The organism is [Mycobacterium] stephanolepidis (genome assembly GCF_002356335.1).
In the GTDB taxonomy this organism is placed as follows: Bacteria; Actinomycetota; Actinomycetes; order Mycobacteriales; family Mycobacteriaceae; genus Mycobacterium; species Mycobacterium stephanolepidis.
In genome coordinates, this window is sequence record NZ_AP018165.1 from 2948676 (window position 1) to 2974479 (window position 25804).

Annotated in this window: 33 protein-coding genes; 18 read left to right on the forward strand and 15 right to left on the reverse strand. The window is 65.1% G+C overall.

Annotated elements, in window-relative coordinates:
• Positions 1-19: 19 nt before the first annotated feature.
• The 3 genes from nhaA to MSTE_RS14570 all read right to left on the reverse strand — a co-directional run bounded on the left by nhaA (position 20) and on the right by MSTE_RS14570 (position 4581).
• Positions 20-1318 carry a Na+/H+ antiporter NhaA gene (gene nhaA, locus MSTE_RS14560; RefSeq protein ID WP_096502238.1) on the reverse strand — a complete coding sequence of 433 codons (1299 nt, stop codon included), beginning with the start codon at positions 1316-1318 and terminating at the stop codon, positions 20-22.
• 101 nt (positions 1319-1419) lie between these two features.
• Entirely contained in the window at positions 1420-2586 is a 1167-nt protein-coding gene (locus MSTE_RS14565; RefSeq protein WP_096502240.1) for a class I SAM-dependent RNA methyltransferase, read from the reverse strand.
• Positions 2587-4581, reverse strand: coding sequence for an APC family permease (locus MSTE_RS14570; RefSeq protein WP_193442026.1), 1995 nt, complete (start codon positions 4579-4581; stop codon positions 2587-2589).
• Between the two features lie 131 nt (positions 4582-4712).
• Here MSTE_RS14570 and MSTE_RS14575 point away from each other — a divergent pair, with 131 nt between their 5' ends.
• Both MSTE_RS14575 and MSTE_RS14580 read left to right on the forward strand, forming a co-directional pair.
• Entirely contained in the window at positions 4713-5402 is a 690-nt protein-coding gene (locus MSTE_RS14575) for a potassium channel family protein (RefSeq protein WP_096502244.1), read from the forward strand.
• Complete coding sequence (locus MSTE_RS14580; protein ID WP_030093772.1) at positions 5399-6055, forward strand: potassium channel family protein; 657 nt, start codon at positions 5399-5401, stop codon at positions 6053-6055. The genes MSTE_RS14575 and MSTE_RS14580 overlap by 4 nt, the downstream gene beginning before the upstream one ends.
• Here the strand turns inward: MSTE_RS14580 and MSTE_RS14585 are convergent.
• Both MSTE_RS14585 and MSTE_RS14590 read right to left on the reverse strand, forming a co-directional pair.
• The gene (locus MSTE_RS14585) at positions 6052-6789 is read right to left on the reverse strand and encodes a DUF3159 domain-containing protein (RefSeq protein WP_096502246.1); all 738 of its coding nucleotides are present in this window, start codon (positions 6787-6789) and stop codon (positions 6052-6054) included. The two genes, MSTE_RS14580 and MSTE_RS14585, sit on opposite strands and share 4 nt — an antisense overlap.
• Positions 6790-7161 carry an OB-fold nucleic acid binding domain-containing protein gene (locus tag MSTE_RS14590; RefSeq protein WP_030093774.1) on the reverse strand — a complete coding sequence of 124 codons (372 nt, stop codon included), beginning with the start codon at positions 7159-7161 and terminating at the stop codon, positions 6790-6792.
• Positions 7162-7387: 226 nt separating this feature from the next.
• Between MSTE_RS14590 and MSTE_RS14595 the strand changes: the two genes are divergently transcribed.
• Positions 7388-8050, forward strand: a complete 663-nt coding sequence (locus tag MSTE_RS14595; RefSeq protein WP_096505904.1) for a hypothetical protein — start codon at positions 7388-7390, stop codon at positions 8048-8050.
• 1 nt (position 8051) lies between these two features.
• Here MSTE_RS14595 and sigI read toward each other — a convergent pair whose 3' ends face one another.
• Positions 8052-8930 (reverse strand): RNA polymerase sigma factor SigI, encoded by an 879-nt coding sequence (gene sigI / locus MSTE_RS14600; protein WP_096502248.1) that lies wholly within the window; start codon positions 8928-8930, stop codon positions 8052-8054.
• Positions 8931-9079: 149 nt separating this feature from the next.
• Between sigI and MSTE_RS14605 the strand changes: the two genes are divergently transcribed.
• Both MSTE_RS14605 and MSTE_RS14610 read left to right on the forward strand, forming a co-directional pair.
• Positions 9080-9940, forward strand: coding sequence for an NmrA family NAD(P)-binding protein (locus MSTE_RS14605; RefSeq protein WP_096502250.1), 861 nt, complete (start codon positions 9080-9082; stop codon positions 9938-9940).
• A 38-nt stretch (positions 9941-9978) separates the two neighbouring features.
• Complete coding sequence (locus tag MSTE_RS14610; RefSeq protein WP_162291653.1) at positions 9979-10383, forward strand: PNPOx family protein; 405 nt, start codon at positions 9979-9981, stop codon at positions 10381-10383.
• On the opposite strand, the gene MSTE_RS14615 is transcribed toward MSTE_RS14610, so the two are convergent.
• Complete coding sequence (locus tag MSTE_RS14615) at positions 10380-11129, reverse strand: DUF3710 domain-containing protein (protein ID WP_096502254.1); 750 nt, start codon at positions 11127-11129, stop codon at positions 10380-10382. The two genes, MSTE_RS14610 and MSTE_RS14615, sit on opposite strands and share 4 nt — an antisense overlap.
• Positions 11129-11599 (reverse strand): dUTP diphosphatase, encoded by a 471-nt coding sequence (gene dut / locus MSTE_RS14620; RefSeq protein ID WP_164514086.1) that lies wholly within the window; start codon positions 11597-11599, stop codon positions 11129-11131. The genes MSTE_RS14615 and dut overlap by 1 nt, the downstream gene beginning before the upstream one ends.
• On the opposite strand from dut, the gene MSTE_RS14625 reads away from it, so the two are divergent.
• A complete protein-coding gene (locus tag MSTE_RS14625; protein ID WP_193442027.1) occupies positions 11592-12104 on the forward strand; it encodes a DUF3093 domain-containing protein in 513 nt (170 codons plus the stop codon). The two genes, dut and MSTE_RS14625, sit on opposite strands and share 8 nt — an antisense overlap.
• A gap of 31 nt (positions 12105-12135) precedes the next feature.
• Here MSTE_RS14625 and MSTE_RS14630 read toward each other — a convergent pair whose 3' ends face one another.
• Complete coding sequence (locus MSTE_RS14630) at positions 12136-12438, reverse strand: DUF4193 domain-containing protein (RefSeq protein ID WP_005057245.1); 303 nt, start codon at positions 12436-12438, stop codon at positions 12136-12138.
• A gap of 201 nt (positions 12439-12639) precedes the next feature.
• Here MSTE_RS14630 and cei point away from each other — a divergent pair, with 201 nt between their 5' ends.
• On the forward strand, positions 12640-13287 hold the full coding sequence (gene cei / locus MSTE_RS14635; RefSeq protein WP_030093782.1) for an envelope integrity protein Cei: 648 nt from the start codon (positions 12640-12642) through the stop codon (positions 13285-13287).
• On the opposite strand, the gene MSTE_RS14640 is transcribed toward cei, so the two are convergent.
• Positions 13284-14114, reverse strand: coding sequence for an inositol monophosphatase family protein (locus MSTE_RS14640; RefSeq protein ID WP_162291654.1), 831 nt, complete (start codon positions 14112-14114; stop codon positions 13284-13286). The two genes, cei and MSTE_RS14640, sit on opposite strands and share 4 nt — an antisense overlap.
• Before the next feature lie 159 nt (positions 14115-14273).
• Here MSTE_RS14640 and ppgK point away from each other — a divergent pair, with 159 nt between their 5' ends.
• Together ppgK and MSTE_RS14650 are read left to right on the forward strand one after the other, a co-directional pair.
• Positions 14274-15077 (forward strand): polyphosphate--glucose phosphotransferase, encoded by an 804-nt coding sequence (ppgK, locus tag MSTE_RS14645; RefSeq protein WP_096502258.1) that lies wholly within the window; start codon positions 14274-14276, stop codon positions 15075-15077.
• Between the two features lie 91 nt (positions 15078-15168).
• Positions 15169-16626 carry an RNA polymerase sigma factor gene (locus tag MSTE_RS14650; protein ID WP_193442097.1) on the forward strand — a complete coding sequence of 486 codons (1458 nt, stop codon included), beginning with the start codon at positions 15169-15171 and terminating at the stop codon, positions 16624-16626.
• Between the two features lie 141 nt (positions 16627-16767).
• On the opposite strand, the gene MSTE_RS14655 is transcribed toward MSTE_RS14650, so the two are convergent.
• On the reverse strand, positions 16768-17115 hold the full coding sequence (locus MSTE_RS14655; RefSeq protein ID WP_157997691.1) for a hypothetical protein: 348 nt from the start codon (positions 17113-17115) through the stop codon (positions 16768-16770).
• 58 nt (positions 17116-17173) lie between these two features.
• Between MSTE_RS14655 and MSTE_RS14660 the strand changes: the two genes are divergently transcribed.
• The 6 genes from MSTE_RS14660 (at position 17174) to MSTE_RS14685 (ending at position 21575) form a co-directional block, all read left to right on the forward strand.
• A complete protein-coding gene (locus tag MSTE_RS14660) occupies positions 17174-18112 on the forward strand; it encodes a hypothetical protein (RefSeq protein ID WP_096502264.1) in 939 nt (312 codons plus the stop codon).
• A gap of 20 nt (positions 18113-18132) precedes the next feature.
• Positions 18133-18342, forward strand: coding sequence for a hypothetical protein (locus tag MSTE_RS14665; RefSeq protein ID WP_096505908.1), 210 nt, complete (start codon positions 18133-18135; stop codon positions 18340-18342).
• 46 nt (positions 18343-18388) lie between these two features.
• Positions 18389-18946 carry a methylated-DNA--[protein]-cysteine S-methyltransferase gene (locus MSTE_RS14670; protein ID WP_162291434.1) on the forward strand — a complete coding sequence of 186 codons (558 nt, stop codon included), beginning with the start codon at positions 18389-18391 and terminating at the stop codon, positions 18944-18946.
• Between the two features lie 68 nt (positions 18947-19014).
• The gene (locus MSTE_RS14675) at positions 19015-19497 is read left to right on the forward strand and encodes a DUF4126 domain-containing protein (RefSeq protein WP_096502266.1); all 483 of its coding nucleotides are present in this window, start codon (positions 19015-19017) and stop codon (positions 19495-19497) included.
• Positions 19494-20870 (forward strand): FAD-containing oxidoreductase, encoded by a 1377-nt coding sequence (locus MSTE_RS14680; protein ID WP_096502268.1) that lies wholly within the window; start codon positions 19494-19496, stop codon positions 20868-20870. The genes MSTE_RS14675 and MSTE_RS14680 overlap by 4 nt, the downstream gene beginning before the upstream one ends.
• A gap of 33 nt (positions 20871-20903) precedes the next feature.
• A complete protein-coding gene (locus MSTE_RS14685; RefSeq protein WP_096502270.1) occupies positions 20904-21575 on the forward strand; it encodes a VOC family protein in 672 nt (223 codons plus the stop codon).
• Here the strand turns inward: MSTE_RS14685 and MSTE_RS14690 are convergent.
• Positions 21564-22394: an LLM class F420-dependent oxidoreductase gene (locus MSTE_RS14690; RefSeq protein WP_096502272.1), complete on the reverse strand. Its 831-nt coding sequence runs from the start codon at positions 22392-22394 to the stop codon at positions 21564-21566. The genes MSTE_RS14685 and MSTE_RS14690 overlap by 12 nt on opposite strands.
• 56 nt (positions 22395-22450) lie before the next feature.
• On the opposite strand from MSTE_RS14690, the gene MSTE_RS14695 reads away from it, so the two are divergent.
• Genes MSTE_RS14695 through MSTE_RS14705 form a run of 3 tightly spaced genes read left to right on the forward strand, consistent with a single transcriptional unit; the run spans position 22451 to position 24288 of the window.
• Positions 22451-22837: a RidA family protein gene (locus MSTE_RS14695; protein WP_096502274.1), complete on the forward strand. Its 387-nt coding sequence runs from the start codon at positions 22451-22453 to the stop codon at positions 22835-22837.
• 51 nt (positions 22838-22888) lie between these two features.
• On the forward strand, positions 22889-23629 hold the full coding sequence (locus MSTE_RS14700; RefSeq protein WP_096502276.1) for a FadR/GntR family transcriptional regulator: 741 nt from the start codon (positions 22889-22891) through the stop codon (positions 23627-23629).
• On the forward strand, positions 23626-24288 hold the full coding sequence (locus MSTE_RS14705) for a sterol desaturase family protein (RefSeq protein WP_096502278.1): 663 nt from the start codon (positions 23626-23628) through the stop codon (positions 24286-24288). Before MSTE_RS14700 ends, MSTE_RS14705 begins: the two co-directional genes overlap by 4 nt.
• Here the strand turns inward: MSTE_RS14705 and MSTE_RS25205 are convergent.
• Genes MSTE_RS25205 through MSTE_RS14720 form a run of 3 tightly spaced genes read right to left on the reverse strand, consistent with a single transcriptional unit; the run spans position 24285 to position 25769 of the window.
• Positions 24285-24452: a hypothetical protein gene (locus MSTE_RS25205; protein ID WP_096502280.1), complete on the reverse strand. Its 168-nt coding sequence runs from the start codon at positions 24450-24452 to the stop codon at positions 24285-24287. The two genes, MSTE_RS14705 and MSTE_RS25205, sit on opposite strands and share 4 nt — an antisense overlap.
• Positions 24452-24880: a hypothetical protein gene (locus tag MSTE_RS14715; RefSeq protein ID WP_096502282.1), complete on the reverse strand. Its 429-nt coding sequence runs from the start codon at positions 24878-24880 to the stop codon at positions 24452-24454. Before MSTE_RS14715 ends, MSTE_RS25205 begins: the two co-directional genes overlap by 1 nt.
• Positions 24873-25769: a DUF692 domain-containing protein gene (locus MSTE_RS14720; protein WP_096502284.1), complete on the reverse strand. Its 897-nt coding sequence runs from the start codon at positions 25767-25769 to the stop codon at positions 24873-24875. Before MSTE_RS14720 ends, MSTE_RS14715 begins: the two co-directional genes overlap by 8 nt.
• Positions 25770-25804 lie beyond the last annotated feature (35 nt).

Consider the following 25804-nt stretch of genomic DNA (forward strand, 5'->3'; position numbering starts at 1 on the left):
GGTCAGTCTACGCAGCGATTCAGATTCGGTCGCTTGGAGCGGAACCAAAAACATCGGGCACTCCGTCGTGATCGGCGTCAAGGGTCTCCTTGGCCTCGATCCGCCGATACGCGCGGTTACGCAGCCGTAGCACCACGGAGGCGACTGCCGCGGAGGTGAGCGATCCGGCAAGTACACCCACCTTGACGTGCTCGGCAGCTGATCCGGTACCGAATGCCAGTTCACCGATGAGCAGGGACACCGTGAAGCCGATGCCCGCGAGCAGCGCCACACCGGCGATGTCGAGCCAGCTGAGGTCGTCGTCGAGGTTGGCCCGCGTGAACCGCGCCAGCAGGTAGGTGGTGAGGAAGATGCCAATCGGCTTACCCACCAGCAGACCCAGCACAACGCCCAGGGCCACCGGATCCAGCAGCGCCTGCCATAGCCCGGCGAAGCCGCCCAGGGTGACACCCGCGGCAAAGAACGCGAACACCGGCACCGCAACCCCCGCCGACACCGGTCGCATCCGATGCTCGAACCGCTCGGCCATCCCGTGCACATCGGTACGGCCATCACGCCTCAGGACGGGAACGGTGAATCCCAGGAGCACACCCGCCACCGTCGCGTGCACCCCCGAGGCGTGCACCAGCGCCCAGGTCGTCAGCGCCAGCGGCACCAGCAGCCACCATTCCCGGCGGCGGCGCTGCACCGCCACCGCGAACAGCGCGAGCGGGATGAGCGCCAGGCCCAGTGGCGCCCAGTGCAGCTCATCGGTATAGAACACCGCGATCACGATGACGGCCAGCAGGTCGTCAACCACCGCCAAGGTGAGCAAGAAGGTACGCAGCGCCGAGGGAAGATGGGTAGAAATCACGGCGAGCACAGCGAGCGCAAAGGCGATATCCGTGGCCGTCGGTATCGCCCAGCCACGCATGGCCTCTCCACCACCGGATGCGTTGACCGCCAGATAAATGGCGGCCGGAACGAGCATGCCGCCGACAGCCGCGACGATCGGCAACGCGGCTCGTCCCGGGTCGCGCAGATCGCCCGCCACGAACTCACGTTTGAGTTCGACACCCACGACGAAGAAGAAGATGGCCAACAGGCCGTCGGTGGCCCAGCCCGCCAGGGTGAGGTTCAGGTGCAACCGCTCCGGCCCGACCGTGACGGCCCCCAGCCGGTAGTACCAAGAGCTCCACGGCGAGTTGGCCCACAGCAGTGCGGTCACCGCGGCCACCACCAGCAGCACACCGCCGACGGTTTCCTTACGCAGGATCTCGGCGACGCGAGAGGACTCCGCCCACGATCCGCGGGTGAAGACGCGTTGGCGCAGGCGCATGGCTCGGTGTCCGTTCCTTGTCGCAGGGCAAAGCTTCGCCGACCAGACTTCCCGGCACACCTAGGGCCCCACTTTATAAGATCTTTACACCTGCCGCTGTCTCATCGGGTCAGTAGCGCAAAGCTCTCGATGTGGTGAGTCAGTGGGAACGCATCGAACAGCCGCAGCTCACGCACCTGATATCCACGCTCCAGGTACAAGCCCACATCGCGCGCGAATGCCGCTGCCTCACAACCGATATGGATAACCCTTGGTACGCCCGCCTCGGCGATTCGCCCGATGACCTCACGGCCGGCGCCCGCCCGCGGCGGGTCCAGCACGGCGACATCGGCCTTACCCAAGTCGCGCATGGCATGGCGTACCGATCCGCAGATCATGCTGACCTGTCGCAGATCTCCCAGGGCATTCTTGGCGCTGCGGAATGCCGGCCGGGAGGTATCGACGCTGACCACACGCCCCTTGGCTCCCACCGCTTCTCCCAGCACCGCGGCGAAGACCCCGACGCCACCGTACAAATCCCAGGCACTCATCCCCGGTTCCAGCTCGGCCCATTCGGCGACCAGTCGGCTGTAGGTGTTCGCCGCGTCGCGGTGCGCTTGCCAGAAAGCCGTCACCGGCACCAACCAATGCCGGTCCCCTACTTTCTGAACCGCGACATCCTCGCCCTCGACCACCGATCGCCCACGCAGAACATGTCGGCGCCCCTGATCGTCTATCACGGCGTGCAGCGGCCCCTCCGCGCCGAGTGCCGGTTCGTCGAGCCCATCGAGCAATCCCGGCACCACCTGGGCACAGCGCAGGTCGGTCACCAGCTCGTCGCTGTGATACCGGTGAAAGCCTGGCTGGCCCAGGGCATTCACATCCAAACGCACCCGGGTCCGCCACCCCGTGGAGTCTCCGGCGCCGATCTGTTCGGCCACGCCCTGCCAGTCGTACTTTCCGAGCCGCGCCAGCTGCTGGCTCACCACATCACCCTTGAGCTCGCGCAGATATGCGGGGTCGACGAAAGACAGATCACAGCAACCAGATTCGCCACTACCGTGCGCGATGGGACACATCGGGTCGATGCGGTGCGGTGACGGGTCGAGTACCTCGATGGCGGCGCCATGCCAGAAGCTGGCTTGCCGGTCATCGGTGATCTGTACCCGTACCCGCTCGCCCGGTAGCGCGTATCTGACGAAGATGACGCGCCCGTCGTGCCGGGCCACCACGCTGCCTCCATTGGCAGGGCCGCCGGTCTGGACTTCGAGAATTTCGCCCATTGCCATCTAGGAGTCGAACCCTCGCCGTGAATCGCCGGGCGCGGACTGCTCGTCGAGCTCGCGGCGACGTTCGGACGAGTCAAGCTGCCACGGAACGGATGTGACCATGACATTGGGAACGAACAGCAGGCGTCCCTTGAGTCGCAGCGCACTCTGGTTGTGCAGCACCTGCTCCCACCAATGCCCCACCACGTACTCGGGGATGAAGATGCAGACAACCGTGCGCGGCGCTTCCTTGCTGATGCGCTTGACGTAGTCCAGGATCGGCCGGGTGATTTCGCGATACGGGGAAGCGATCACCTTCAGCGGGGTGCTGAGATCGCTTGTCTCCCAATCCCTGACAAGCTCTCGCGTATCCCGATCGTCGACACTGACGGTAATGGCCTCCAGGACGTCAGGACGGGTGGCCCGGGCGTAGGCGAGGGCGCGCAGCGTGGGCTGATGCACCTTGGAGACCAGGACGACGGCATGAGTGCGACTGGGCAGCACCACCTCACCCTCGTGATTGTCCAGCTCGCGCGCCACCGTGTTGTAGTGCTTGTGAATCATCTTCATGAGCACAAACAGCAGGCCCATCGCCAGGATCGCGATCCACGCTCCGGCAAGGAATTTGGTGACCAGGACTACCAACAGAACGGCACCGGTCATGATGAAGCCGATGGTGTTGATGATGCGCGAGCGGAACATCTTGCCGCGCACCGCAGGATCGGTCTCGGTCGTGAGCAGGCGGGTCCAGTGCCGCACCATGCCTATCTGGCTGAGCGTGAAGGACACGAAGACACCGACGATGTAGAGCTGGATGAGGGCGGTCACCTCGGCCTTGAACGCCACCACGAACAAAATCGCGACGGCCGACAGGAAGATGATGCCGTTGGAGAACGCCAGCCGGTCACCGCGCGTGTGCAGCTGGCGCGGCAGATAACGGTCCTGCGCCAGAATCGATCCGAGCACCGGGAAACCGTTGAATGCCGTGTTGGCGGCGAGCACCAAGATGAGCGCGGTCACCACGGTGATGAACAGGAAGCCGATTCGGAAGTCACCGAACACCGCCTCGGCCAGCTGCGCGACCAGGGTCTTCTGGTGGTAGTTGGCGGGCGCACCCACCAATTGCGTGGCGGGGTCCTCGGCGATCTTGGCTCCGGTGCGTTCGGCCAGCAAGATGATGCCCATGAACAGGGTGATGGCAATGCCGCCGAGGAGCAACAGCGTCGTGGCCGCGTTGCGTGACTTGGGTTTCCGGAAGGCCGGCACGCCATTGCTGATCGCTTCCACACCCGTCAATGCCGCACAGCCGGACGAGAAGGCCCGTGCGACAAGGAATACCAGCGCGAAACCCATGATGCCGCTGCCTTCGCCATGCATCTCGAAGGAGGCCGATTCCGCCTTCAGCGGGGTGCCGAGTACGTAGATCTGGAACAGCCCCCAGCCCAACATGAGGTACATGCTGACCATGAAGGCGTACGTGGGGATTGCGAACGCGGCCCCCGATTCGCGGACGCCGCGCAGATTCATCGACATCAGGATCACGATGGCGACAACCGCGAACGTCACCTTATGTTGCGCGACAAGCGGAATGGCCGAGCCGATGTTCGACATCGCCGAGGACATGGAAACAGCGACAGTCAGTACGTAATCCACCAGCAGGGCGCTGCCGACCGTCAGGCCCGCGGTGTGCCCGAGATTGGTGGTGACCACCTCATAGTCACCACCACCGGATGGATACGCGTGCACGTTCTGCCGGTAACTCGCTACCACCACCATCATGACGGCGGCGACCGCGAGCCCGATCCACGGTGTCATCGCATAGGCGGACATCCCCGCGACCGACAGCACCAGGAAGATTTCCTCGGGCGCGTACGCCACCGAGGACAGCGCGTCGGAGGCGAAAACCGGTAGCGCGATGCGCTTCGGCAGCAGGGTATGGCCAAGGCTGTCGCTGCGAAACGGTCGGCCGATTACCAGGCGCCGAGCCGCCGTCGACAGCTTGGAAAGCGTAGACACGAACGCCAACATTAGGCCACGCGAGCAATCGCGGTACGGTCTCACTTGACATCGCTGTGTCGGGTGCCGTGACGCGGCGTTCAGTATTGCGACAAGTACTAAGACGAACGCCTACCCAGAAAGGTCTTCCGGTGCGAGTAGTGGTGATGGGCTGCGGGCGCGTGGGCGCCGCGCTGGCCGGAGGCCTGGCCAGGATCGGCCACGAGGTGGCGATCATCGACAAGGAAGCCTCCGCCTTCAACCGGCTCAGCCCCGAGTTCACCGGCGAACGCATCGTCGGCATGGGTTTTGATCGCGATGTTCTGTTACGGGCCGGGATCGAGCGGGCACAGGCATTCGCCGCGGTCTCCTCCGGTGATAACTCGAACATCATCTCGGCCCGGGCGGCCCGTGAGACCTTCGGCGTCGAGCGTGTGGTGGCCCGTATCTACGACGCGAAGCGCGCCGCCGTCTACGAGCGGCTCGGCATTCCCACCGTCGCCACCGTGCCGTGGACGACCGATCGTCTGCTGCACGCCCTCACGAGGGAAAGTGACACCACCAAGTGGCGTGATCCGTCCGGTTCGGTCGTGGTCACCGAGCTGGCTCTGCACGAAGAGTGGATCGGCAAGCGCATCACGGCGCTGGAGACGGCCACCGGCGCGCGAGCGGCCTTCATCATCCGGTTCGGCACGGGTCTGCTTCCGGACGCCAAGACAGTCATCCAGGACAGCGACGAGGTGTATGTCTCTGCGGTGTCGGGACGGGCCGCCGAAGCGTTGGCGATCGCGGCGCAACCACCGGGCGAGGATGCTGACGACGACCACGGGAGTGCCCGATGAAGGTCGCTATCGGAGGCGCGGGCGCCGTCGGGCGTTCCATCGCGCGCGAGCTCATCGAGAGCCGGCACGAGGTCACCCTGCTGGAACGCAACCCCGAGCACATCGATCCGGAGGCGGTACCCGAGGCACATTGGCGGCTCGGTGATGCCTGCGAGATCAGCCTGCTGGAGGCCGAAGAGCTGCATACCTTTGATGTGGTGATCGCCGCGACCGGTGATGACAAGGCCAATCTGGTGCTGAGCCTGCTGGCCAAGACCGAGTTCGCGGTACCGCGCGTCGTGGCCCGCGTGAATGATCCGCGCAACGAGTGGCTCTTCGATGACGCCTGGGGTGTCGATGTCGCGGTATCCACCCCGCGCATGCTGGCCTCTCTCGTCGAGGAGGCCGTCGCCGTGGGTGACGTGGTGCGCCTCATGGAGTTCCGGCGCGGACAGGCCAACCTGGTAGAGATCACCCTCCCCGATGACACCCCGTGGGCCGGTAAGCCGGTGCGAAAACTGGAGCTCCCCCGCGACGCGGTGCTGGTGGCGATCCTGCGCGGATCACGGGTCATTCCGGTGCAGCCCGATGAGCCCCTCGAAGGCGGCGACGAGCTGATCCTGGTCGCCACCGCGGATATCGAGGACGAGCTCCACCGCGTAGTACTCGGCTAGGGACTGCTCGGGGATTCCTCGAGCGCGTTCTCCGTGTGGCGGCGCACGTAGCGGATCACCAGCAGGGTGATCAACGCGCCGACCGCCGTCAATGGCCAGCCCATCGCGATCTTGGTGCCGCCCAGCCAGGCCGTGTTACCCGCGAGGTACAGCCACTGCTGCACCACAAATCGGGTGGCGAACAACACGATCCAGGACACCGTGGCGATATCGAAGGCCATCACGATGCGCCGGTTGGCGCGCCACGACATGTCGCCCCCGGTCGCCCAGCTGTACGCATAGCCGACGATCGGTCGGCGAATGATTACCGACACCAGGAAGACGGTGCCCCAGAAGAAGTTGGCCCAGATCCCAATGAGGAAGTAGCCCTTCGCTTCTCCGAGCAGGTAGGCGATCAGCGCGCTGATACCAACGCTGATGAACCCGGAGAATGCCGGTTGCAGCGACTCGCGCCGGATCAAGCGCCAGATCAGGATCAGGGTCGCTGCGACCAGGGCCGAGACGATGGCGGGCATCAGCGAGGACACGCTGACCGCGACAACGAAAACGATGACCGGAATCGACGAGTAGACGATTCCCTGCCAGCCCCCGGCCTGATGCCACATTTCATGCAGCGGCGAGCTTCCCGGCTCCTCGGGCTTGGTCCCGGGCACGCTGATCCTCAGATGCGGGCCCTCGTGCTCGCCGGAATCAGCCGAGCCTTCCTCAGGCTCGTGCGTTGGGGTTTCCGGCACTTAGCGCTGAATCTCGTAGTACGGGTTGTGAATTACCTTGCCGCCGTTCTCGAGCTTGCCGAGCCGACCACGCACCAGCAGGGTGCGGCCCGACTCGATACCCGGAATGCGGCGCTGACCCAGCCAGACCAGCGTCACGGTGTCGGTGCCGTCGAACAGCTCGGCCTTCACGCCCGCCACGCAGCCCTTGGAGTTGGTTTCCACCGTGCGCAATGTTCCGCACATGGTGACCTCTTGGCCGCGCTGACAATCGATGACGCGCTGAGCACCGGTGGCGGCGGCGTCGTCACCGATTTTCTCGGCGTCTACTTGCTCCAGGTCCTCTGTCAGCCGACGAGTCAGTCGACGCAGATAACCGCCTGTGGTAGCCACTTCTCGTCCTGGCCTCTCAACATGCCCGATCGTGTGATCGCTCGTGGAGCCTCTTTGGCGCAAGCGGCTCATCGGTGCAACCGCCACGGTAGACCTTTGCACGCCCCGATGCCAGGCGGCCCTCGGGGTGTCCCGCACACCGGGCAAGATCAGGTGCGTGACGCCCATCAACGGTCTTGCCGCACGCGGCCCATCCCCCGAACTTGAGGGCCACACAGCGGTTCTCATGCCCGGCACGGGCTCCGACGACGACTTCATCATCCGGGCGTTCGGCCCCGCGCTCAGCGATGCGGGTGCTGCCCTGGTGGCGGTGCACCCAGAACCGAATGACCTGGTCAACGGCTATCTGCGAGCACTCGATGGGGCGGCCAGCAAAGGCCCGATCGTCGTCGGCGGGATGTCCATCGGCACCGCCGTGGCCCTGACGTGGGCGCTGCAGAACCCCGGGGCCGCGCTGGCGGTGCTGGCGGCGATGCCCGCGTGGACGGGCAAGCCGGAAAACTCGCCTGCTTCGGTGTCCGCCCGGGTCACCGCGGAATCGCTGCGTGCCGACGGGTTGGCAGCGGTGACAGCCGCCATGCAGGCCAGCAGTCCTGCATGGCTCGGCGCTGAGCTCGCCCGATCATGGGCCGCCCAGTGGCCCGGCCTACCCAACGCCATGGATGCGGTGTCGGGCTTTGTGAACCCGACGGCCGACGACATCCGTGGATTGGCCGTACCGCTGGCGGTGGCAGCGGCCACCGATGATCCGATACATCCGCTTGCTGTCGGCCAGGACTGGGCGTCCTGGGCGCCGCGCGGTGCGCTGCGCACGTTTACCCTCGATCAGCTGGGCGCGGACCCGTCCTGCCTGGGACAGGCCTGCGTCGGTGCACTGAGCGATATCTGACTCAGCGTCCTCGTGCCGCCGGGTCGGCCGTGGCCTCGATCTTGAGCACCACGCCGTCACGCACCGTCAAGGTGACCACCGCGAAGAGCCTGCGCTGCATGAAGGCCAGCAGAACTGGTTGCCCGAACGGCCCACCCACCAAGGTGGCGCCATGACCCAGGTACATGAGCAGATTCGTGGCGACATCGGTGCGTCCGCGGTTGACCTGCGGTGCCGGTGCGGGGTCTCCGATGATGGTGCCGACCCCCCAGACGCTGGAATCCAACACCCCCATCAGGCCGATCAGGTCGCCGTTGGCGCAGGCGGTCACGAATTTTTCGATCAGCTCCCGGTGCTCAGCACGGGTGACGTCACCAATGCGCGACGACGACTGCTGAAATCTGGTCCGGGCGCGCCGGGCAAGCTGGCGGCACGTGCCCACCGGGCGACCCACCGTCGACGCGATCTCTTCGAACGGGACTCCGAATACGTCATGCAAGACGAACGCGACCCGCTCGCCGGGACTGAGCGCTCGCAACACCTCCCACAGGGCACCTCGCACCTCGTCGTCCAGAGTGACCCTGTCGACCGGATCTGCAGTCGACGAAACATAGAGCGGTGCAACGGATTCCACTATCGACGCGATGCCCGTCTGCTCGCGGCGCATACGTGCCGAACGCAGCTGGTCCAGGCACAACCGACCGGTCACCACCGATAACCACGCACGCGGCTCGTCGATCTGCGTCTCATCCGCGCGGGCCAGCCGCACGAACGCTTCTTGGACGCAGTCCTCGGCATCGCCGACATCGCCGAGCATCTGATAGGCGAGATTCACCAGGTAGGGGTAATGCTCGCGCCAGGCCGCGGCCACCAGCGCGTCGTGCGTGGACGAGAAACTCATGTCACTGCGACGATTCCACGGCCGGGAAAGTTACCAAGCCAACCGGGCAAATCTCGTAACTTTGCGCGCTCGCGTCCCGTCGTACTCATGTGGCCGCTTTGGCCGAAACATGCAGAGCCATCCGAACCTCCCGAATTGGAGTATCCGACATGACAATTCTCGTCACCGGCGCAACAGGCAATGTGGGGCGCCCGCTGGTGGACCTACTGGCAAGGGCGGGCGCCGAGGTACGCGCGGTCACCCGCCACCCCGAGCATGGGGATTTCTCGCCGCAGGTGAAAACCATCGAGTCGGCGCGCGCCGGTATCAGCGGCGCCACCGCCATCTTCCTGAATTCCCGGGCCCTTGGGGAAGATCTCGCCGATTTTGTGGATCAGGCTGTACGCGAAGGAGTTACCCGCCTGGTTGCCCTTTCGGCGATCAACTGCGACGACGACTTCTCCCGACAACCGTCGCGGTTCCGTGGCGACCGAAACAAGGAGGTGGAACAGTACGCGGTCGGTTCCGGAGTGGAGTGGGTGAGCTTGCGCCCAACCATCTTCGCGTCGAATTTCCTCGGGATGTGGGCGGGCCAGCTCACGGCGGGCAACGTGGTCCGGGGACCGCATGCGTCCGCCTCAAGCGCCCCGATCGCGGATCGGGACATCTCCGAGATCGCGGCGCACGCGCTGCTCACGGACGACCTCGTCGGGCAGCGCATTCCGCTGACCGGTCCGCAGGCATTCACCAACACCGATCTCGTCGCGGTACTCGGGGATGTTCTGCATCGGCCGTTGGAGTACCTGCAGGTTTCCGACGATCTCGTGCGTCAGCACTTCGCGGGCCTGGGGTTTGCGACCGAGTTCGCCGACGCGTACCTGGCGATGCAGGCCGCCACGGTCACGGTGCCGGCGGTCGTCACGCAGGAGGTGAACCGGATACTCGGGCGTTCCGCGGAGCCCTTCGCCGCTTGGGCAGACAGATTCCGGGCCGAGTTCACGTACCCCGAGTCCGCACCACGGAACCGGTGACGGCCATGACCAGCATCCCGCCGCGGTGGCTTAAACCGATGAACAAGCTGGTGCGGGCATTTCACCGCATCGGCATCCCGACCGGTCCGGCGATGGTGCTGACCGTGCCGGGCCGCACGACGGGTCGTCCCCGTCCCACCCCCATCACACCGTTCGACATGGATGGTCACCTCTACGCGGTCGGGGGCTATCCGGGCTCGGATTGGCCGCGTAATGCCGCCGCGGCCGGCTCAGGAACTCTCACCCGGCGACACCGTGTCCAACACGTCAGGATCGTCAGCGTGCCGCCCGAAACTGCCCGGCGCGCGCTGCGGGTATTTGCCGTCAAGGTTCCCGTGGGCGTGCGGTTCGCGAAAAACGCCGGACTGGTGCGCCACGGAACTCCGGATGAGTTCGAGGCGCTGGCCGGAACACTGTCGGTGTTCCGGTTCGATCCTGACTAGCCGCCGGTGATCGTGGACCGCAGCTGCTGCATGGCCGATCCCGAGACGCTGCGGCGGGCCGCCGGTGTCGGATCGTCCTGCGGTGCGGGTTCCTGGGTGAGTGCCTCGGCTTCGGCTTCTGCCATCGCCTGGGCCTGCGCCGCCTGCAGCTGCTCCAGCATCGGTTCGGGCAGCGCGACCGGCAGCGGAGTCCGTACGGGGTACGGGCTGTCATCGCGGCGGACGACGGTGTCGGCCACCGCGTCGCGGGCCTCCTGTGCCAGTGCGTCGAATGTCTCGGCGGGACCCTGCAGCACGCAGCGGATCATCCATCGGTAACCGTCGACCCCGATGAAGCGCACGGAGCCGCCCTCGGCGACCCCGACGACCTCCCGGCCCCACGGACCGTCCGCGATGGAGACCTCCGCGGCCTCCTTGCGGAGCGATTCAGCCAACTCCCCCGCGATCTCGCGCCACAGGCCTGCGGATTTCGGTGCGGCGTACGCGGCCACCGAATAGCGCCCGTTGGGCGTGAGCACGAAAACCGCGCCGGGCGTACCCGTGGCGGTCAGTTCAACCTGAATCTGTCCGGCCTCTGGCACGGGGATGAGTACCGAACCCAGGTCCAGGCGTCCGACCCCCGCGTCCTCAGGGCTGTCGAAATCCTCGATCTCGTATGGGCCGTCAAACGATTCGTCCGACCCCGTTGTGGAGGCGTCGGCCGAATCGTCCAGGTCGTTGAGACCACCACTGCGGTGTAAAGCCATCACAAGCTCGCATGTCCGCCGCTGGACCCGTGCCCACCCGTGCCGCGGGTGGTCACCGCCAGACCGGCCTCGTCAAATGAATCCACTTCAACCAGCTCCGGTAACTCGACCTGCTGAACCAGCAACTGGGCGATCCGGTCGCCACGGGCAATGACGATAGGGGCCTCGGGGTCCAGGTTGATCAGGCTGAGCTTCACCTCGCCACGGTACCCGGCGTCGATCGTGCCGGGACTGTTAACGATCGAAAGACCCACGCGCGCAGCCAGACCCGAACGGGGGTGCACCAACCCGACCATCCCCGATGGGATAGCCACGGCGATACCGGTGCCCACCAGCGCCCGACGACCGGGTTCGATCACGAGGTCTTCGGCGCTATAGAGATCTACTCCCGCATCGTCGGCATGCGCGCGGGAGGGCAGAGGCAGTTCGCGGTCCAGGCGAACGATGGCCAATCTCGTAGGTGTGGGCACGATCGCCCAGACTACCCTTGGCCGCGTGACGGACTCCCCCAGCGACGCGCCACCCATCCGCTACTCCGAGCGGCTCTGGGTTCCATGGTGGTGGGCGCTGCCCGGCTTCGGCGCGGCAACGCTGCTCGCGCTGGAGATCAACCAGAGCATGCGGCAGCTGCCCAACTGGGTGCCATACCCGATCCTGTTCGCGATCGTCGCGGGAGCCTTGTTGTGGTTCAGCAGGATCCGCGTAGAGGTTGCGGCTGGTCCCGACGGCGCACCCGAGCTGCGAGCGGGCTCGGCCCACTTGCCGGTCGGCGTGATCGCCAAGTCGGCGGCTATCCCGCCCAGTGCGAAAAGTGCGGCACTTGGCCGCCAGCTCGATCCGGCGGCCTTCGTCGTGCACCGCGCATGGATCGGCCCGCTGGTTTTGGTGGTACTCGACGATGCCGACGATCCCACCCCCTACTGGCTGGTGAGCAGCCGCCACCCCGATCGGGTGCTGGCGGCCCTGCGGAGCTAGTGCGCGGCCGAGCCGCGACTAGCTCCGAACCTCAGGCCGCGCAGTCGGTGCAGATCAGCTGGCCGTTCTTCTCACTGGCCAGCCGGCTGCGGTGATGCACCAGGAAGCAGCTCGAACACGTGAACTCGTCGGCCTGCTTCGGGATGACCCGAACCGAAAGTTCCTCGCCGGACAGGTCGGCACCTGGTAGCTCGAACGATTCGGCGGTTTCCGCCTCATCGACATCGACCACCGCCGACTGTGCTTCGTTACGACGAGCCTTGAGCTCCTCTAACGAGTCCTCTGACACATCGTCGGCGTCGGATCGCCTCGGAGCGTCGTAGTCGGTAGCCATGCGTCCATCCCCTTATCAACATCTCGTCATCAAGCTTCTGCATAGGCGCAGCAAGGCTTTGTACCAGGCTGAAACGGACATCACAAACTATTAGTGCCCGGATCCCGTCGGTTCTTTGTGTGATTTGCATCACAAGCTAGTGGACGCCCAGTCTATTTCGTCGTCTGTCGCCTGGAAGTCCGCTGGCCTAGAGTGCCATCCGTGGTCGCAGACATCACCGAGGGCACCTCGGTAGACAAGTACGGGCGCCCGTTCCGCCGACGGAACTATTTGCCAGCCCTATGCGTGGGTATAGCGCTCCTGGTCGTCACCGTGTTCGTCTGGGCTTCGGCGCTCACCCGGGAAGCGCCGGTCAAAGAGGCGACGGCGTGCAACCCGCCCGCTCAGCAGACCGAGCCCGGCTCCGGAACCATCGGTAAGCCGGTGTCGCGGTCCTCGCTGTCAGGAACCAGCCCGGCCATGCTCAACGACGTCAAGGCTCGTGTCCTCAACGCCAACGGCCAGGCCGGTCAGGCCGGGGATGTATCCGCCACGCTGCGCGACCTGGGATTCCCCTCGCCGACCGCCGATAACGACCCGTTCTACCCCAGCGGATCCCGTCTGAACTGCGTCGGACAGATCCGATTCGGGGAGTCCGGGTACGCCAACGCGCTGACACTTTCGCTGGTGGCGCCGTGTGTCGAGTTCATCGAAGACAACCGATCCGACAATTCGGTGGATCTCGCGCTCGGCAGTGAGTTCACCGAGCTTGCCTCCGGCAATGCGGTCACCTCAGCGCTCAACAGCCTCAAGTCCGGTAACCAGGCCAACTCTGATTTCATCCTCAAGGCCCGGCAGAGCACCTGCTAGCCGGGAATCGGCGCCATCGCGCCGATATCGGTCAGGAGCCGACCGAACTCCTCGGCGATTCCGGGCGCCGCGGCCGAGATGAGGGCACCGTCGGCGCTCACGGCATCCTTGTCCGGCAACACCAGCACGGCACCGGCCTCGCGTGCGATGAGGGCACCTCCCGCCCAGTCCCACGGTCCCAGCCCGTGTTCGTATTGAGCATCGACACGCCCCTCGGCCACCGCACACAGATCCAGTGCTGCCGAGCCGATCCTCCGCACGTCGCGCACCTTGGGCAACACCTGCGCGACCAGCTGCGCCTGACGTTCCCGCCGCACCGCCGAATAAGCGAAGCCCGTGGCCACCAGCGCAAGCCGCGTCTCCCGGATCGGATTGCACTCCAACGGCCACTGCAGGCCATTGGCCTCACGCACCGTCGCACCGTGGCCTGACGCCGCCGAGAAGACGCGATCGGCCGCGACGTCGGCCACAGCAGCCGCCACCGTCACTCCGTCGACCTGTGCGGCCACCGACACGGCGTAGGCGGGAATGCCGTAGACGAAGTTCACCGTGCCGTCGATCGGATCGATCACCCAGCGCACGTGCCCCTCGCCGGCCTCCGGCGATGAACCGCCGGTCTCGCCGTCCTCCTCCCCCAGGATGGAGTCATCGGGGCGCAACGCCGACAGTCGGCGGCGCAGCAGCCGTTCACAGTCGGTGTCCACCAGGGTCACCGGATCGGTATCGGAGGTCTTGGTCCGTACGGAAGCCGCCCAATCGGCGCTTCCACGACGATGCCGCACGAATTCGGCGGCCTCTGAGGCCAGCCGTACCGCCAACGAACGCAGCGCTCCCGCTTCGATTCCCACGCGTCTATCGCAGCACAGGCCCGAGCAACACGCGCGGCGTCCCCCGGGGCATTAGGGTGTCACTCGCATTCCGTGCATTCCGTACATCGTTCGCGGCCCGGTCCGCGAACGATGTAGATCCAGAACCAAGGAGCGCCGATGACCGCCACCGAATCCGGACTGGCCGCACCCACGACGGGAGCCGACACGTCCGAGCAGCGCGGCTTCGGAATCGACGTCGGCGGCAGCGGCATCAAGGGCGCCATCGTGGACCTGACAACCGGCGAGATGATCGGCGAACGGGTGAAGTACCCGACTCCCCAGCCCGCCACGCCGAAGGCCGTCGCAGAGACCATCGCCACAGTCGTGCGTGATTTCTCGTGGACCGGACCCGTCGGCGTGACCTACCCGGGCGTGATCGTGCACGGCGAGGCACGCACCGCCGCGAACGTCGACAAATCGTGGCTGGGCGTCAACGTCCACGACATCATCAGCGCCGAATTGGGGGGCCAAACCGTCGCCGTGCTCAATGACGCCGATGCCGCCGGGCTCGCCGAGGATCGGTACGGCGCGGGCAAGGATCAGTCGGGCGTCGTCGTCCTCCTGACGTTCGGAACCGGGATCGGATCCGCAGTCCTCCACAATGGAGTCCTATTGCCCAACACCGAGTTCGGACACATCGAGGTCGGCGGCATGGAAGCCGAGCATCGTGCCGCATCGTCGGTGAAGGAAAAGAACGACTGGAGCTACAAGCAGTGGGCGCCCGAGGTCACCAAGGTCTTGGAGGCAGTGGAGAACGCACTGTGGCCCGACCTGTTCATCGTGGGTGGGGGCATTAGCCGCAAGGCCGACAAATGGGTGCCTCTGCTGACCAATCGCACCCCGGTGGTGGCGGCTGCTCTGCAGAACACAGCGGGAATCGTCGGCGCGGCGATGGCCGCACACGCTGGCGTTTCACCTTAGCTTTTTCACAGGTTCTGCGGTGTTGTCGTTACAATGGCAGACAGCGATGTAACACCTAGCCGCACGCGGGTCCCCCACGTTCGCGGCGAACATCAAGCAGACAGCCGAATTCTCGATTTTGCATGCCCATGCTCGTCGACGAAGCAGCCAGGAAAGGGCGTCAGTGGCAGCCACGAAAGCAGCAGCTCCGGAAACCGAAGCGGCCAAGAAGGCACCGGTGAAGGCTGCCGTCAAGGCACCGGCCAAGAAGGCACCGGCCAAGAAGGCGCCCGCTAAGGCTGCGACCAAGGCCCCCGCCAAGAAGGCCGCGCCCGCGAAGAAGGCAGCACCCGCCAAGAAAGCGCCGGCCAAGAAGGCCGCGGCCAAGGCAGTTGATCCCTCTCTCGAACCGCAGGGCAGCCCCGAGGACGCCGACATCGAGCCCGGCGAGGATCTGGATCCTGATCTCGCCGACGATGTGGACATCGAGGCCGACCTCGCCGAGGTTGCCGCCGATCCCGAGCCCGAGGCCGAAGCTGAGGCCGAAGGTGACGAGCCGTCTGAGAAGGACAAGGCCTCAGGCGATTTCGTCTGGGACGAGGAAGAGTCTGAGGCGCTGCGCCAGGCTCGCAAGGACGCCGAGCTCACCGCTTCTGCGGACTCGGTGCGCGCCTACCTCAAGCAGATCGGCAAGGTGGCCCTGCTAAACGCCGAAGAGGAAGTCGAGCTGGCCAAGCGGATCGAGGCAGGCCTTTACGCGACCCAGATCGTCACCGAGCTGGCCGAAAAGGGCGAGAAGCTTCCGGCCGCACAGCGCCGTGACATGTCCTGGATCTGCCGTGACGGCGACCGGGCCAAGAACCATCTGCTGGAGGCCAACCTGCGCCTGGTGGTCTCGCTGGCCAAGCGCTACACCGGTCGCGGCATGGCGTTCCTGGACCTCATCCAGGAAGGCAACCTGGGTCTGATCCGCGCGGTCGAGAAGTTCGACTACACAAAGGGTTACAAGTTCTCGACATACGCGACCTGGTGGATCCGTCAGGCCATCACCCGCGCGATGGCCGACCAGGCCCGCACCATCCGTATCCCGGTGCACATGGTCGAGGTCATCAACAAGCTCGGCCGCATTCAGCGTGAGCTGCTCCAGGACCTGGGCCGCGAGCCCACACCCGAAGAGCTCGCCAAGGAAATGGATATCACGCCCGAGAAGGTGCTGGAGATCCAGCAGTACGCGCGTGAGCCCATCTCGCTGGACCAGACCATCGGCGACGAGGGCGACTCGCAGCTCGGCGACTTCATCGAGGATTCCGAAGCCGTGGTCGCGGTGGACGCGGTGTCCTTCACCCTGTTGCAGGATCAGCTGCAGTCGGTGTTGGAGACGCTCTCCGAGCGCGAGGCCGGCGTGGTGCGTCTGCGGTTCGGTCTCACCGACGGCCAGCCGCGCACGCTCGACGAGATCGGTCAGGTGTACGGGGTGACCCGTGAGCGCATCCGGCAGATCGAGTCCAAGACCATGTCGAAGCTGCGCCACCCGAGCCGTTCGCAGGTGCTGCGCGACTACCTGGACTAGCGGTCAGCTACATCGTCACTGACTGCGATCAAGCTGCGAACAGTGGATGAGACCACAACTAGGCGTCCGTGAGTACCGATAAGTACTGACGGACGCCTATGTGGTCGTTTGACGGCCGATCGTTCGCCCGCGCCGGGGCTCTCATCTAGGCGGCAAAGCCCACAACGGTTTCCCAAGATTTTCCGGCTTGAGCAATGCCTTGTCGCCGCCCATTCCGTTAAATATCTGACGTACCCAAACCTGGCCGGTGGCCGTATCGAGGACAGCGATGGTCGATGTGGAGTCCGTCCCACACGACGAGATCTGAAATCTGCCGATCTCTGGATTCTCGGACATGTTGCACCTCTCACTCTCGCGGATGTCTATCGGAAACTCTGCACCCGGGCGTTCTTCCAAAGCAACGGATTCTGTACACACGCTGAACCGAGTGCTGATCGGCACGGTATCCGGAATGGAGTAGCCCGCTACGCATGTCGAGCGGATGTCCACTCGCACAGCATGGTGCCACCCCGGTGACAGTCATCGGGCTGGAATCGAAGGACACACCATGACCGCAACACTGGAGAAGGAAGTGACCGCGCCGGCACCCCTGGACTGCGAGGTCGCCGACCGGCGCAGCAAGTTTCGCAAGCTGACCGCCGAGACCGCCAAAGACCCGTACGCAGAACGGGCGTTCCTGGCATCGAAGCTGGCTGTGCTGCAATCACATCCGAAGCTTTCGGCGGCCACCCGCCGCGAGGCCGAGGAAACACTGGCCGAGGCTGCCGGGGTGGCGGACATCGCCGAACTGGCCGCGGGGATAACCCCACCCCCGGGCGGTGTCGGCTACGGCATGTTCTACACGAACAGCTTTCGCACCCGCTTCGCCCGCGGTACCTCGTTCTACTACGAGATCGTCTGCCCACACCAGCCGGGCGGAAACGTGGCCGACTACCTGTATCTGACCGCCACCAACCGGGCACAAAAGGGTGTCGAGGCGTTCGTCTCCTATCACGCGCAGGACATCGCCCGCTTCAAGGTGTTCGACTGGGCACGCTCGGATCACTGGCAGACCGACATCCCGTTCGCGAACCTGACGGCGTACCTGCGCAGCACCTCGTCGCACGGCTGGGGTCTGCAGACCCTGCTCGTCTGGAATCAATCGTTCGAAATCGCACCGAACCGGTGGCGCAACGAGGTGCTGCTGCACAACCGCGCGGCCAACCGGTGGGATCTGGTGTACCGCTTCGACTATCAATCCACGACCGCCGAACAGACCTCCGGCTGGGTGGGCAGCTGGGGACCGATCGTCGAGACGTTCCAGAACAGCTACACCAACACCCGCTGGCTGGGGTTCCTCAACACGATGCTGGTGGGCCGCGATGCGGCCGGAACCTGGGGCCAATGGGCGCTGCTGCGCGCGGCCGACTCGACGATTCGCAATGACGGACATGGATTCTCGCCACTGTTCCTGGACCCGAATTACTCTTTCGTGGTCAAGAGTTGATCGAGCAGGAGCAGCCGATCATGAGTGATAACGGATCGCCTCCCCCTCCCGGTACCGGCCCCATCGCCGACCGGCGGCAGGAGTTCGAAGAACTCAGCCGCCGGCACCGGGAGAGGGCGGATGAGCTCGCGTTCATCGAGCACAAGATCGAGATCGTCACGAGCGATCCCGATCTCACCGCCGAGGAGAAGGCCGCCGCGATCGCGGAGCTGCGGCGCGCACTGGAATGACGGTCGCGACACCCCACGGCGCGGACCCACCGACAACAACCTGTCGGTGGGTCCGGCCATACTGGGCAGCGTGAGCACTGTCGGCCATTGCTTCTTCGGCACCGCCATTGGCACCTGCGCCATCGCGTGGAGCGACACGGGCATCGTTGCGTTGCAGCTGCCCGAGCACGACGATGCGGCCACCCTGGCCAGGATTCGGCGTCCCGCGGGAAGCGAGCTGGTGCCGCCGCCCTTCGTGGCCGAGGCCATCGACGGCCTGAAGCGTGTCCTTGCCGGTGAGGACGACGATCTGCAGTGGGTTCAACTGGACCTTGGCGGCATCACCGATTTCGATCGCGAGGTCTACGCGGTAACAAGGGCCATCGGCCCCAGCTCGACCCGCAGCTACGGCGAGGTGGCAGCAGCCGTCGGTGCACCGGGTGCAGCGCAGGCCGTCGGACAGTCGTTGGGCCGCAATCCGATTCCGCTCCTTGTCCCCTGCCATCGCGTGCTGGCCGCCGATCACAGCCTGCATGGTTTCTCCGCCTACGGCGGTGTCGTCACCAAGCGCGAACTGCTCAGACTCGAACACACCCCGGGTTTCGACGACCCGACACTGTTCTGACGCGAAAGCCACCCTGCGGGTCTACGCTCTAGCGCATCAAGCTCCGGCCAAACGCATCGGGAGACCTCATGACCGGTTTGTATGTAGCTGCACTTCTCATCGGAATCGTCGCGGGCCTGCGCGCGATGACCCCACTTGCCGTTTTGAGCTGGGCAGCGTTCGCCAAATGTCTTCTGGTGGAGGGTACCTGGGCATCGTTCTTGGCAAGCCTGATCTTCGCCATCATCGCCACGGTGCTGGCCGTCGGCGAGATCGTCAACGACAAGCTACCCAAGACGCCGAGCCGCAAGGCGCCGCCCGCGTTCGCGGCACGGGTGGTGCTGGGCGCCTTCTACGGGGCGGTGTTCGGCACCCTGGCGGGCGGCACCTCTCCCGGACTCATCATCGGTCTACTGCTCGGTGCGATCGGTGCGGTGGTCGGCACCCTGGGCGGCGCCTGGGCGCGGGGCAAGCTGGCCGAGACCTTCGGTAAGGACCTGCCCGCCGCACTGACCGAGGATGCGATCACGGTTGCGGCGGCCGTGGCGATCACCCTGGTGCTTGCCACGTGAGCACACATTTTGACGCCGTCGTCGTAGGCGCCGGCCAGGCCGGCCCGTCCTTGGCCGCCCGCCTACGCGGCGCGGGGATGACGGTGGCGATCATGGAACGCCACCTGTTCGGCGGCACCTGCGTAAACACGGGCTGCCGCCCCACCAAGGCGCTCGTCGCCAGCGCACATGCCGCCCATATGGCACGCGACGCCGCGCGGTGGGGCGTCGTCGTCGACGGCGCGGTGAGCATGGACATGTCCCGTGCGCGCGAACGCAAGGACTCGGTGATCCTGCCGTCCCGTAATGGCGGCGAGAAATGGCTCAAGGACCTGGGCTGCACGATCTACCACGAGCACGCACGCTTCATCTCCCCCACCGAGCTCGCCGTGGGCGACGAAATCATCTCCGCCGACAAGGTGTTTCTGAACGTCGGCGGCCGGGCGGTAGTGCCGGACTGGCCCGGTGTCGACGATGTTCCGCTGTTGACCAACAGCTCACTCATCGAATACGACGGCATCCCCGAACATCTCGTCGTCATCGGCGGCAGCTATGTCGGGCTGGAATTCGCGCAGATCTATCGCCGGTTCGGCAGCCAGGTCACCGTGGTGCACCGCGGGCCACGGCTCGTGGAACGTGAAGACCCCGACGCCTCGGCGATCATCCAGGAAGTCCTGGAACGTGAGGGAATCTCCTTCCGGCTCAATGCCTCCTGCATCAGCCTGTCCCGCACAGACGATGGAGTCGGAGTCGGTGTCGACTGCACACAGGGTCCGCCCGAAGTGGTCGGCTCTCATGTGCTTGTCGCGGTCGGGCGTCGGCCCAACACCGACGATTTGGGCCTGGAGAACGCCGGCGTGACCACTGACGATCGTGGATACATCACGGTCGACGACCAGCTGCGCACCAATGTTCCGGGCATCTGGGCCCTGGGCGACTGCAACGGCCGCGGGGCATTCACACACACCTCGTACAACGACTTCGAGATCGTGGCGGCGAATCTGCTCGACGACGATCCGCGACGGGTCACCGACAGGCTGCCCTGCTATGCCCTGTACACCGATCCGCCGCTGGGCCGCGTCGGCATGACCGAGACGCAGGCACGTAGCTCGGGACACTCCGTACTCGTCGGCCGCAAGCCGATGAGTCAGGTCGGCCGTGCCCTCGAAAAGGGCGAGACCGACGGCTACATGCAGGTTTTGGTCGATGCCGATACCGATCTCATCCTGGGCGCGACCATCCTCGGGGTGGGCGGCGACGAGGTGGTGCACTGTCTGCTCGACACCATGCAGTACGGGGTGCCCGCGCGACAACTTCAGCGCACCGTGCACATCCATCCCACGGTCGCGGAGTTCTTGCCGACGATTCTGGGTGATCTCCAACCGCTCACTTGATCTCAAGTAAGCATGAGGTCATAGCGTGGCGTCATAAAGATTCGCGATGTACTGATCACCGCCACTGACGTACCCGCTGCCGCACGTTTCTACGCCGAAACCCTGGAATTGCCGGTACAACTCGACCAGGATCGCGCCACGGTCCGCATCGGGAGCAGCACTCTGACGATGATTCCGGGACCGGCGTATCACGGGGCGCATCACATCGCCTTCACGATCCCCGCCGCAAGCCTGCCGGCCGCTAAGGAGTGGCTCTCGGAGCGAGTCTCCTTACAGACCGACAACCAATGGCATGACGAATTCGACTGCGCACCCCATTGGCAGGCCCGCAGCATCTACTTCACCGGTCCCGACAATGCTGTCCTCGAACTCATCGAACGCAACATCCTCGACAACCGCGTCGATCGTCCATTCGGTGTCGGCGATATCCGCGCAATCAGCGAGGTCGGCTTCGGGGTCTCGGATGTGCTGGAGACTCAGCGACTCCTACGCGACAAGCTGGGCCTGCTGCCGTTCGGCGAACCCGCACCGGGTTTCGGCCCGGTGGGCGACCACGACGGCCTATTCATCCTGGTGCCTTCCGACGTCACCTGGCGCCCGGAGAATCGGCTCTCACCTGCTGCGGCGCCCACCGTGGTGACCGCGGATGTACCCACCGCACTGGAGATCGGCGAGCACTGGCTGATTCAACCGCTAGGAGCGTGAATCGCGCCAGGCCAGCGGAGCATCGAGTACCGAGAGGTCGTAATCTTTGTCGGCATCGATCCCCACGGTGAACAACCTCGCACCCACCTCCGCATAGGCGTCGGCCTCCGCGGCCGTCAACCCGCGTGCGGGATCCAACCCCCAGCTCGTCGAACGCTCGATGTCGTTGTGGTCACGCCCGATTCGTTCGGCCTCGGCGATCAGGATGTCGTTCTTGCGACGATAGGTGTCCACATCGGCGAACGCATGCCAGATATGGGCGTGCCGAGCCACCAGCGGAATGGTGCGCTTCTCTCCGCCGCCACCTATCAAGATCGGGATGGGACGCACCGGCGCAGGCAGCAACTGACCCAACCGGCTCTCGATGCGTTCGAGGCTCTCCTCGAACAGATCGAATCGAGAACCCGCCGTACCGAACTCGTATCCGTAGGTGGTGTAGTCCCTTTCGTACCAGCCGGCGCCGACCCCGAGAATCAGCCGACCGTCGCTGATGTGATCGACGGTGCGGGCCATATCGGCCAGCAGATCGGGATTGCGATAGCCCACCCCCGTCACGAGCAGCCCGATCTCGGCCCGCGACGTGACCTCGGCCCACGAACCCAGGGCGGTCCAGCCCTCGAAATTGTTGACGTCGGGCTGCACCTCGTCGAGTACCACTCCGGCACTGCTGAGGGCGCCTGCGGGCCAATGGAAGTGGTCATAGCCGAAGATGACGTCCACGCCCTTGTCCTCGGCACGCAGCACGGCGTCGCGCCACTGCTTGTAGTTCTGCGCCTTTGCGGGGCGCAGTTGAATTCCGATGCGTATGCGTCCGGTCACATCGCAGTGCAATTAATCGATCGCCGCCGCTATTCCCCGCCGCTTACGCTGCCGCCATGGAACGCGTGAACATTTCGTCGGGCGGCGAATGGGAAGCAGCGGTCGGGTACTCGCGTGCGGTGCGGGTCGGCCCACACGTAGCCGTCGCGGGCACCACGGCGGCGCGTCAGGGCCAAGCGCCTGTCGGCGGTGACGACATCGCCGAACAGACCCGCGAGGCGCTGCGCCGGGTCGAGGCGGCACTTAGCCAGGCGGGCGTCACGCTGGGCGATGTCATACGGACCCGCATCTTCGTCACCGATATCGGGCGGTGGCGTGAGGTCGGTTTGGCCCACGGCGAGTTTTTCGGCGATATCCGTCCGGCGGCCACCATGGTCGAGGTGTCGGCGCTCATCGATCCGGCGCTACTGGTCGAGATCGAGGCCGACGCCATCGCGCACTAAAATTGGTCAGACCACTAGACCTCTTACCAATCGCGGTGCTACCGTGACGGCATGGCACTGCAGCCGATCGCCCGGCAGTCGATACCCGATGAGATATTCAGTCAGCTCGCGGCACAGGTCCTCACCGGTGACCGCACCCCGGGTGACACATTGCCCAGCGAGCGCGCACTTGCCGAAGCCCTCGGGGTGTCTCGCACCGCGGTCCGCGAAGCGTTGGGCCGTCTGGAGCGCTCGGGCCTGATTCACATCCGTCAGGGCGGGTCCACGGTGATCCGGGATTACCGCAGCGACGCCGGCTTCGACGTGCTGCCGCTACTGCTCGCCTACGGCGGAGATGTGGATCGCCGCACGCTGGCGAGCGTCATCGAAGCCCGGGCCATTATCGGCCCTCAGGTGGCACGCTTGGCCGCACAACGATCTCACCAGAGCCCCGGTGTCGCAGATCGACTGCGCGCAATGACCGTCGACCTGGAATCGGAAAACGATCCGCTGCAACGAATGTGGCAAGCGCTCGGATTCTGGGAGCTGGTCATCGACACCGCCGACTCGATTGCCTTCCGGCTGGTGTTCAACACCATGCGCGACTCCTATGTGCGGGCGCTGGACGTCCTCGTCAACGTGATGGCCGCCGAAGTCGGCGACATCGGCCACTACCGCGCACTCGCCGAAGCCATTGCCGCGCAAGATCCTGACGCCGCGCAAGAGGCCGCCGTTGCAATGCTTGCCTTGGGCACCAAGGCCTTTGACGAACTCCTGGAGGAACTCATGGACGAATCGGAGAACCAGAAATGACCCGTACCGCACGAAAGTCGATGACTCTGCGCGATGCCCTTGTCGAATTCGTCAAGCACCCCACCCCATGGATGCTTGTTGTATGGTCCGCCGCACTATTGGGCGCCCGACTCTCCATCGGCGGTTGGACCATCGCCGATGCCATCACACCCGTTGTGCTGGTGGCCATCTCCCCCGTCGCCGAGTGGCTGATCCACGTCGGGATACTGCATTGGCGCCCACGCTCGGTGGGACCGGTGAAAATCGACTCGCGGCTCGCTCGTGATCACCGCCTGCATCATCAGGATCCGCGGGACATCCCGCTGGTGTTCATCCCCTGGCCAAGTCTGGTCGTGGTGATCATCGGACTGACCCTAGCCGCGTTCTTTGCGTTCCCGCGCACGGAACTTGGACTCACCTTCGCACTCACGGTGGCATTGTTCCTGGTGTTCTACGAGTGGACGCATTACCTCGTCCACACCGACTACAAACCGCGTCACGCGATCTATCGCGCGGTCTGGCGAAACCACCGGTACCACCACTTCAAGAATGAGAACTACTGGTTTACCGTCACCAGTTCGGGAACCGCCGACCGCCTACTCGGAACCTATCCGGATCCACAACAGGTGCAGTCTTCCCCGACGGTACGAAATCTGCACGCGTCCAGCATCACTGGCTAGCTTCCGGCGTCTGGCCCATAGCTGGCACCCGAGTAGCCAGTCTGTTGATGATCTAGCGCATCAGGGTGATTTCGCGGCCGACTACCCGAATTGGTCACCACGAAGAAGCCCAACCCGACAACCAGCAGCACTGCCACCGTCACTATGACGATGACAGCGGTCATCACGCCTCAGCCCGCTCCGGCCGTAATGCGAAGTAGCGCAGCTTCTTTCCAAATGCGATCTGAAGTTCCCGCCGACCTCCGCGACGCACGAGGGCGATCCGGCGAAGACCCTCGGCGACCTCGCGATCCATCATCCAGTCGCGCAGCCGCGGCAGCTCGTAGCTGTATATGCGAAACTCTTTGGCGTCACACAGCGCGCAGCATCTCATGGAGTGCAGGCGCGCGTATTGCTCGAATTCGTACTCCCAGTTGGGCAGTTCAGCGAGCCACGGCACCGCATTGGCGACGTCGAAACGCCGCTTGCTCCGCAGTTGCACACCGGCGGTCAGCGCCGTGTACTCGTCGAAACCCGACGGGGCATTACCGGCAAGCAGATCCGACAGCACCGACAGTTGACGGCGCCGCAAGACCTCGCGGTTGTCAAGCATGAACAACACCGGCCTTGATCGCCTGGCGGACCACCGAAAGGTCGGCGCTCACGCTGGCTTCGTCGATCGATCCATCGCGTTCGATGAGCACGCCCAGGCCGCGACCCGAGGTGAGCACCACGAGCTCGGTGAGCAGATCCGCCACCGGGTCGATGATGGTGTCGGAGTGGGTATCCCAGTACAGGTCACCCTCGAACCGGCCACCGGCGATGTGCACGTACGCGACACGCTCAAGGGGGAAACGGCGCAGCAGCGCGATGGGATCGGTGCCCGAGGCCACCGCCGTCGCGTACAGGTTGGGCACGTCGAGCACCAGCCAACAGCCGGTGCGCCGGGACAGCTCCCGCAGGTAGTCGGCCTCGCTCAGCTCGTTCTCGGGCCACTGCAAGGTGGTGGCCACATTCTCCAGCGCCAACGGCACACCGAGGTCGTCTTGCACTCGGGAAACGTTGTCCACCAACACATCCAAAGCCAATGTGGTGCGCGGCGGAGCCACCAGGTGCCCCGCTTCGAGCACACCGTGCTGGCCCCCACTTTCAAAGCCTGCCCGTACGAACGCCACATGCTCGCTGACCATCGGAGCATCAAGTTCCGCGGCCAGGGCCGCCAGGTGCTTGACGCGCTTGGCATCGGGCAGATCGGCTCCGGCAAGACCCAATGACACGCCGTGCGGCACGACGACGGTGCCCGCCTCACGAAGGCGCATCAGTTCGACGGGCAGCGCTCCGGGACGAAAGTTCTCGGCGACGATCTCGGTGAAGGCGAGGCTCAGGGTGTCGTCCGTGACGGCTCCCTGGTTGAACATCGCAGCAAGCTCTGGGCGCCACGAGGCGCCGACCGCGGGCTCATCGGCCAGCACGGTCTTAAGCGGGTGATTTGAAGAGGCCACCGCGGTTACCCCCTTATCTCAAGACCGACGAACTA

Coding starts and splice junctions, on each gene's coding strand:
- MSTE_RS14675 (WP_096502266.1), top strand. CDS start 19,015: ATGACCGGTTTGTATGTAGCTGCACTTCTCATCGGAATCGTCGCGGGC.
- MSTE_RS14715 (WP_096502282.1), bottom strand. CDS start 24,880: ATGCTTGACAACCGCGAGGTCTTGCGGCGCCGTCAACTGTCGGTGCTG.
- MSTE_RS14605 (WP_096502250.1), top strand. CDS start 9,080: ATGACAATTCTCGTCACCGGCGCAACAGGCAATGTGGGGCGCCCGCTG.
- MSTE_RS14665 (WP_096505908.1), top strand. CDS start 18,133: ATGAGTGATAACGGATCGCCTCCCCCTCCCGGTACCGGCCCCATCGCC.
- sigI (WP_096502248.1), bottom strand. CDS start 8,930: ATGAGTTTCTCGTCCACGCACGACGCGCTGGTGGCCGCGGCCTGGCGC.
- MSTE_RS14580 (WP_030093772.1), top strand. CDS start 5,399: ATGAAGGTCGCTATCGGAGGCGCGGGCGCCGTCGGGCGTTCCATCGCG.
- MSTE_RS25205 (WP_096502280.1), bottom strand. CDS start 24,452: ATGACCGCTGTCATCGTCATAGTGACGGTGGCAGTGCTGCTGGTTGTC.
- MSTE_RS14660 (WP_096502264.1), top strand. CDS start 17,174: ATGACCGCAACACTGGAGAAGGAAGTGACCGCGCCGGCACCCCTGGAC.
- MSTE_RS14595 (WP_096505904.1), top strand. CDS start 7,388: ATGCCCGGCACGGGCTCCGACGACGACTTCATCATCCGGGCGTTCGGC.
- MSTE_RS14610 (WP_162291653.1), top strand. CDS start 9,979: ATGAACAAGCTGGTGCGGGCATTTCACCGCATCGGCATCCCGACCGGT.
- MSTE_RS14705 (WP_096502278.1), top strand. CDS start 23,626: ATGACCCGTACCGCACGAAAGTCGATGACTCTGCGCGATGCCCTTGTC.
- MSTE_RS14615 (WP_096502254.1), bottom strand. CDS start 11,129: ATGGCTTTACACCGCAGTGGTGGTCTCAACGACCTGGACGATTCGGCC.
- MSTE_RS14700 (WP_096502276.1), top strand. CDS start 22,889: ATGGCACTGCAGCCGATCGCCCGGCAGTCGATACCCGATGAGATATTC.
- nhaA (WP_096502238.1), bottom strand. CDS start 1,318: ATGCGCCTGCGCCAACGCGTCTTCACCCGCGGATCGTGGGCGGAGTCC.
- MSTE_RS14565 (WP_096502240.1), bottom strand. CDS start 2,586: ATGGCAATGGGCGAAATTCTCGAAGTCCAGACCGGCGGCCCTGCCAAT.
- MSTE_RS14695 (WP_096502274.1), top strand. CDS start 22,451: ATGGAACGCGTGAACATTTCGTCGGGCGGCGAATGGGAAGCAGCGGTC.
- ppgK (WP_096502258.1), top strand. CDS start 14,274: ATGACCGCCACCGAATCCGGACTGGCCGCACCCACGACGGGAGCCGAC.
- MSTE_RS14630 (WP_005057245.1), bottom strand. CDS start 12,438: ATGGCTACCGACTACGACGCTCCGAGGCGATCCGACGCCGACGATGTG.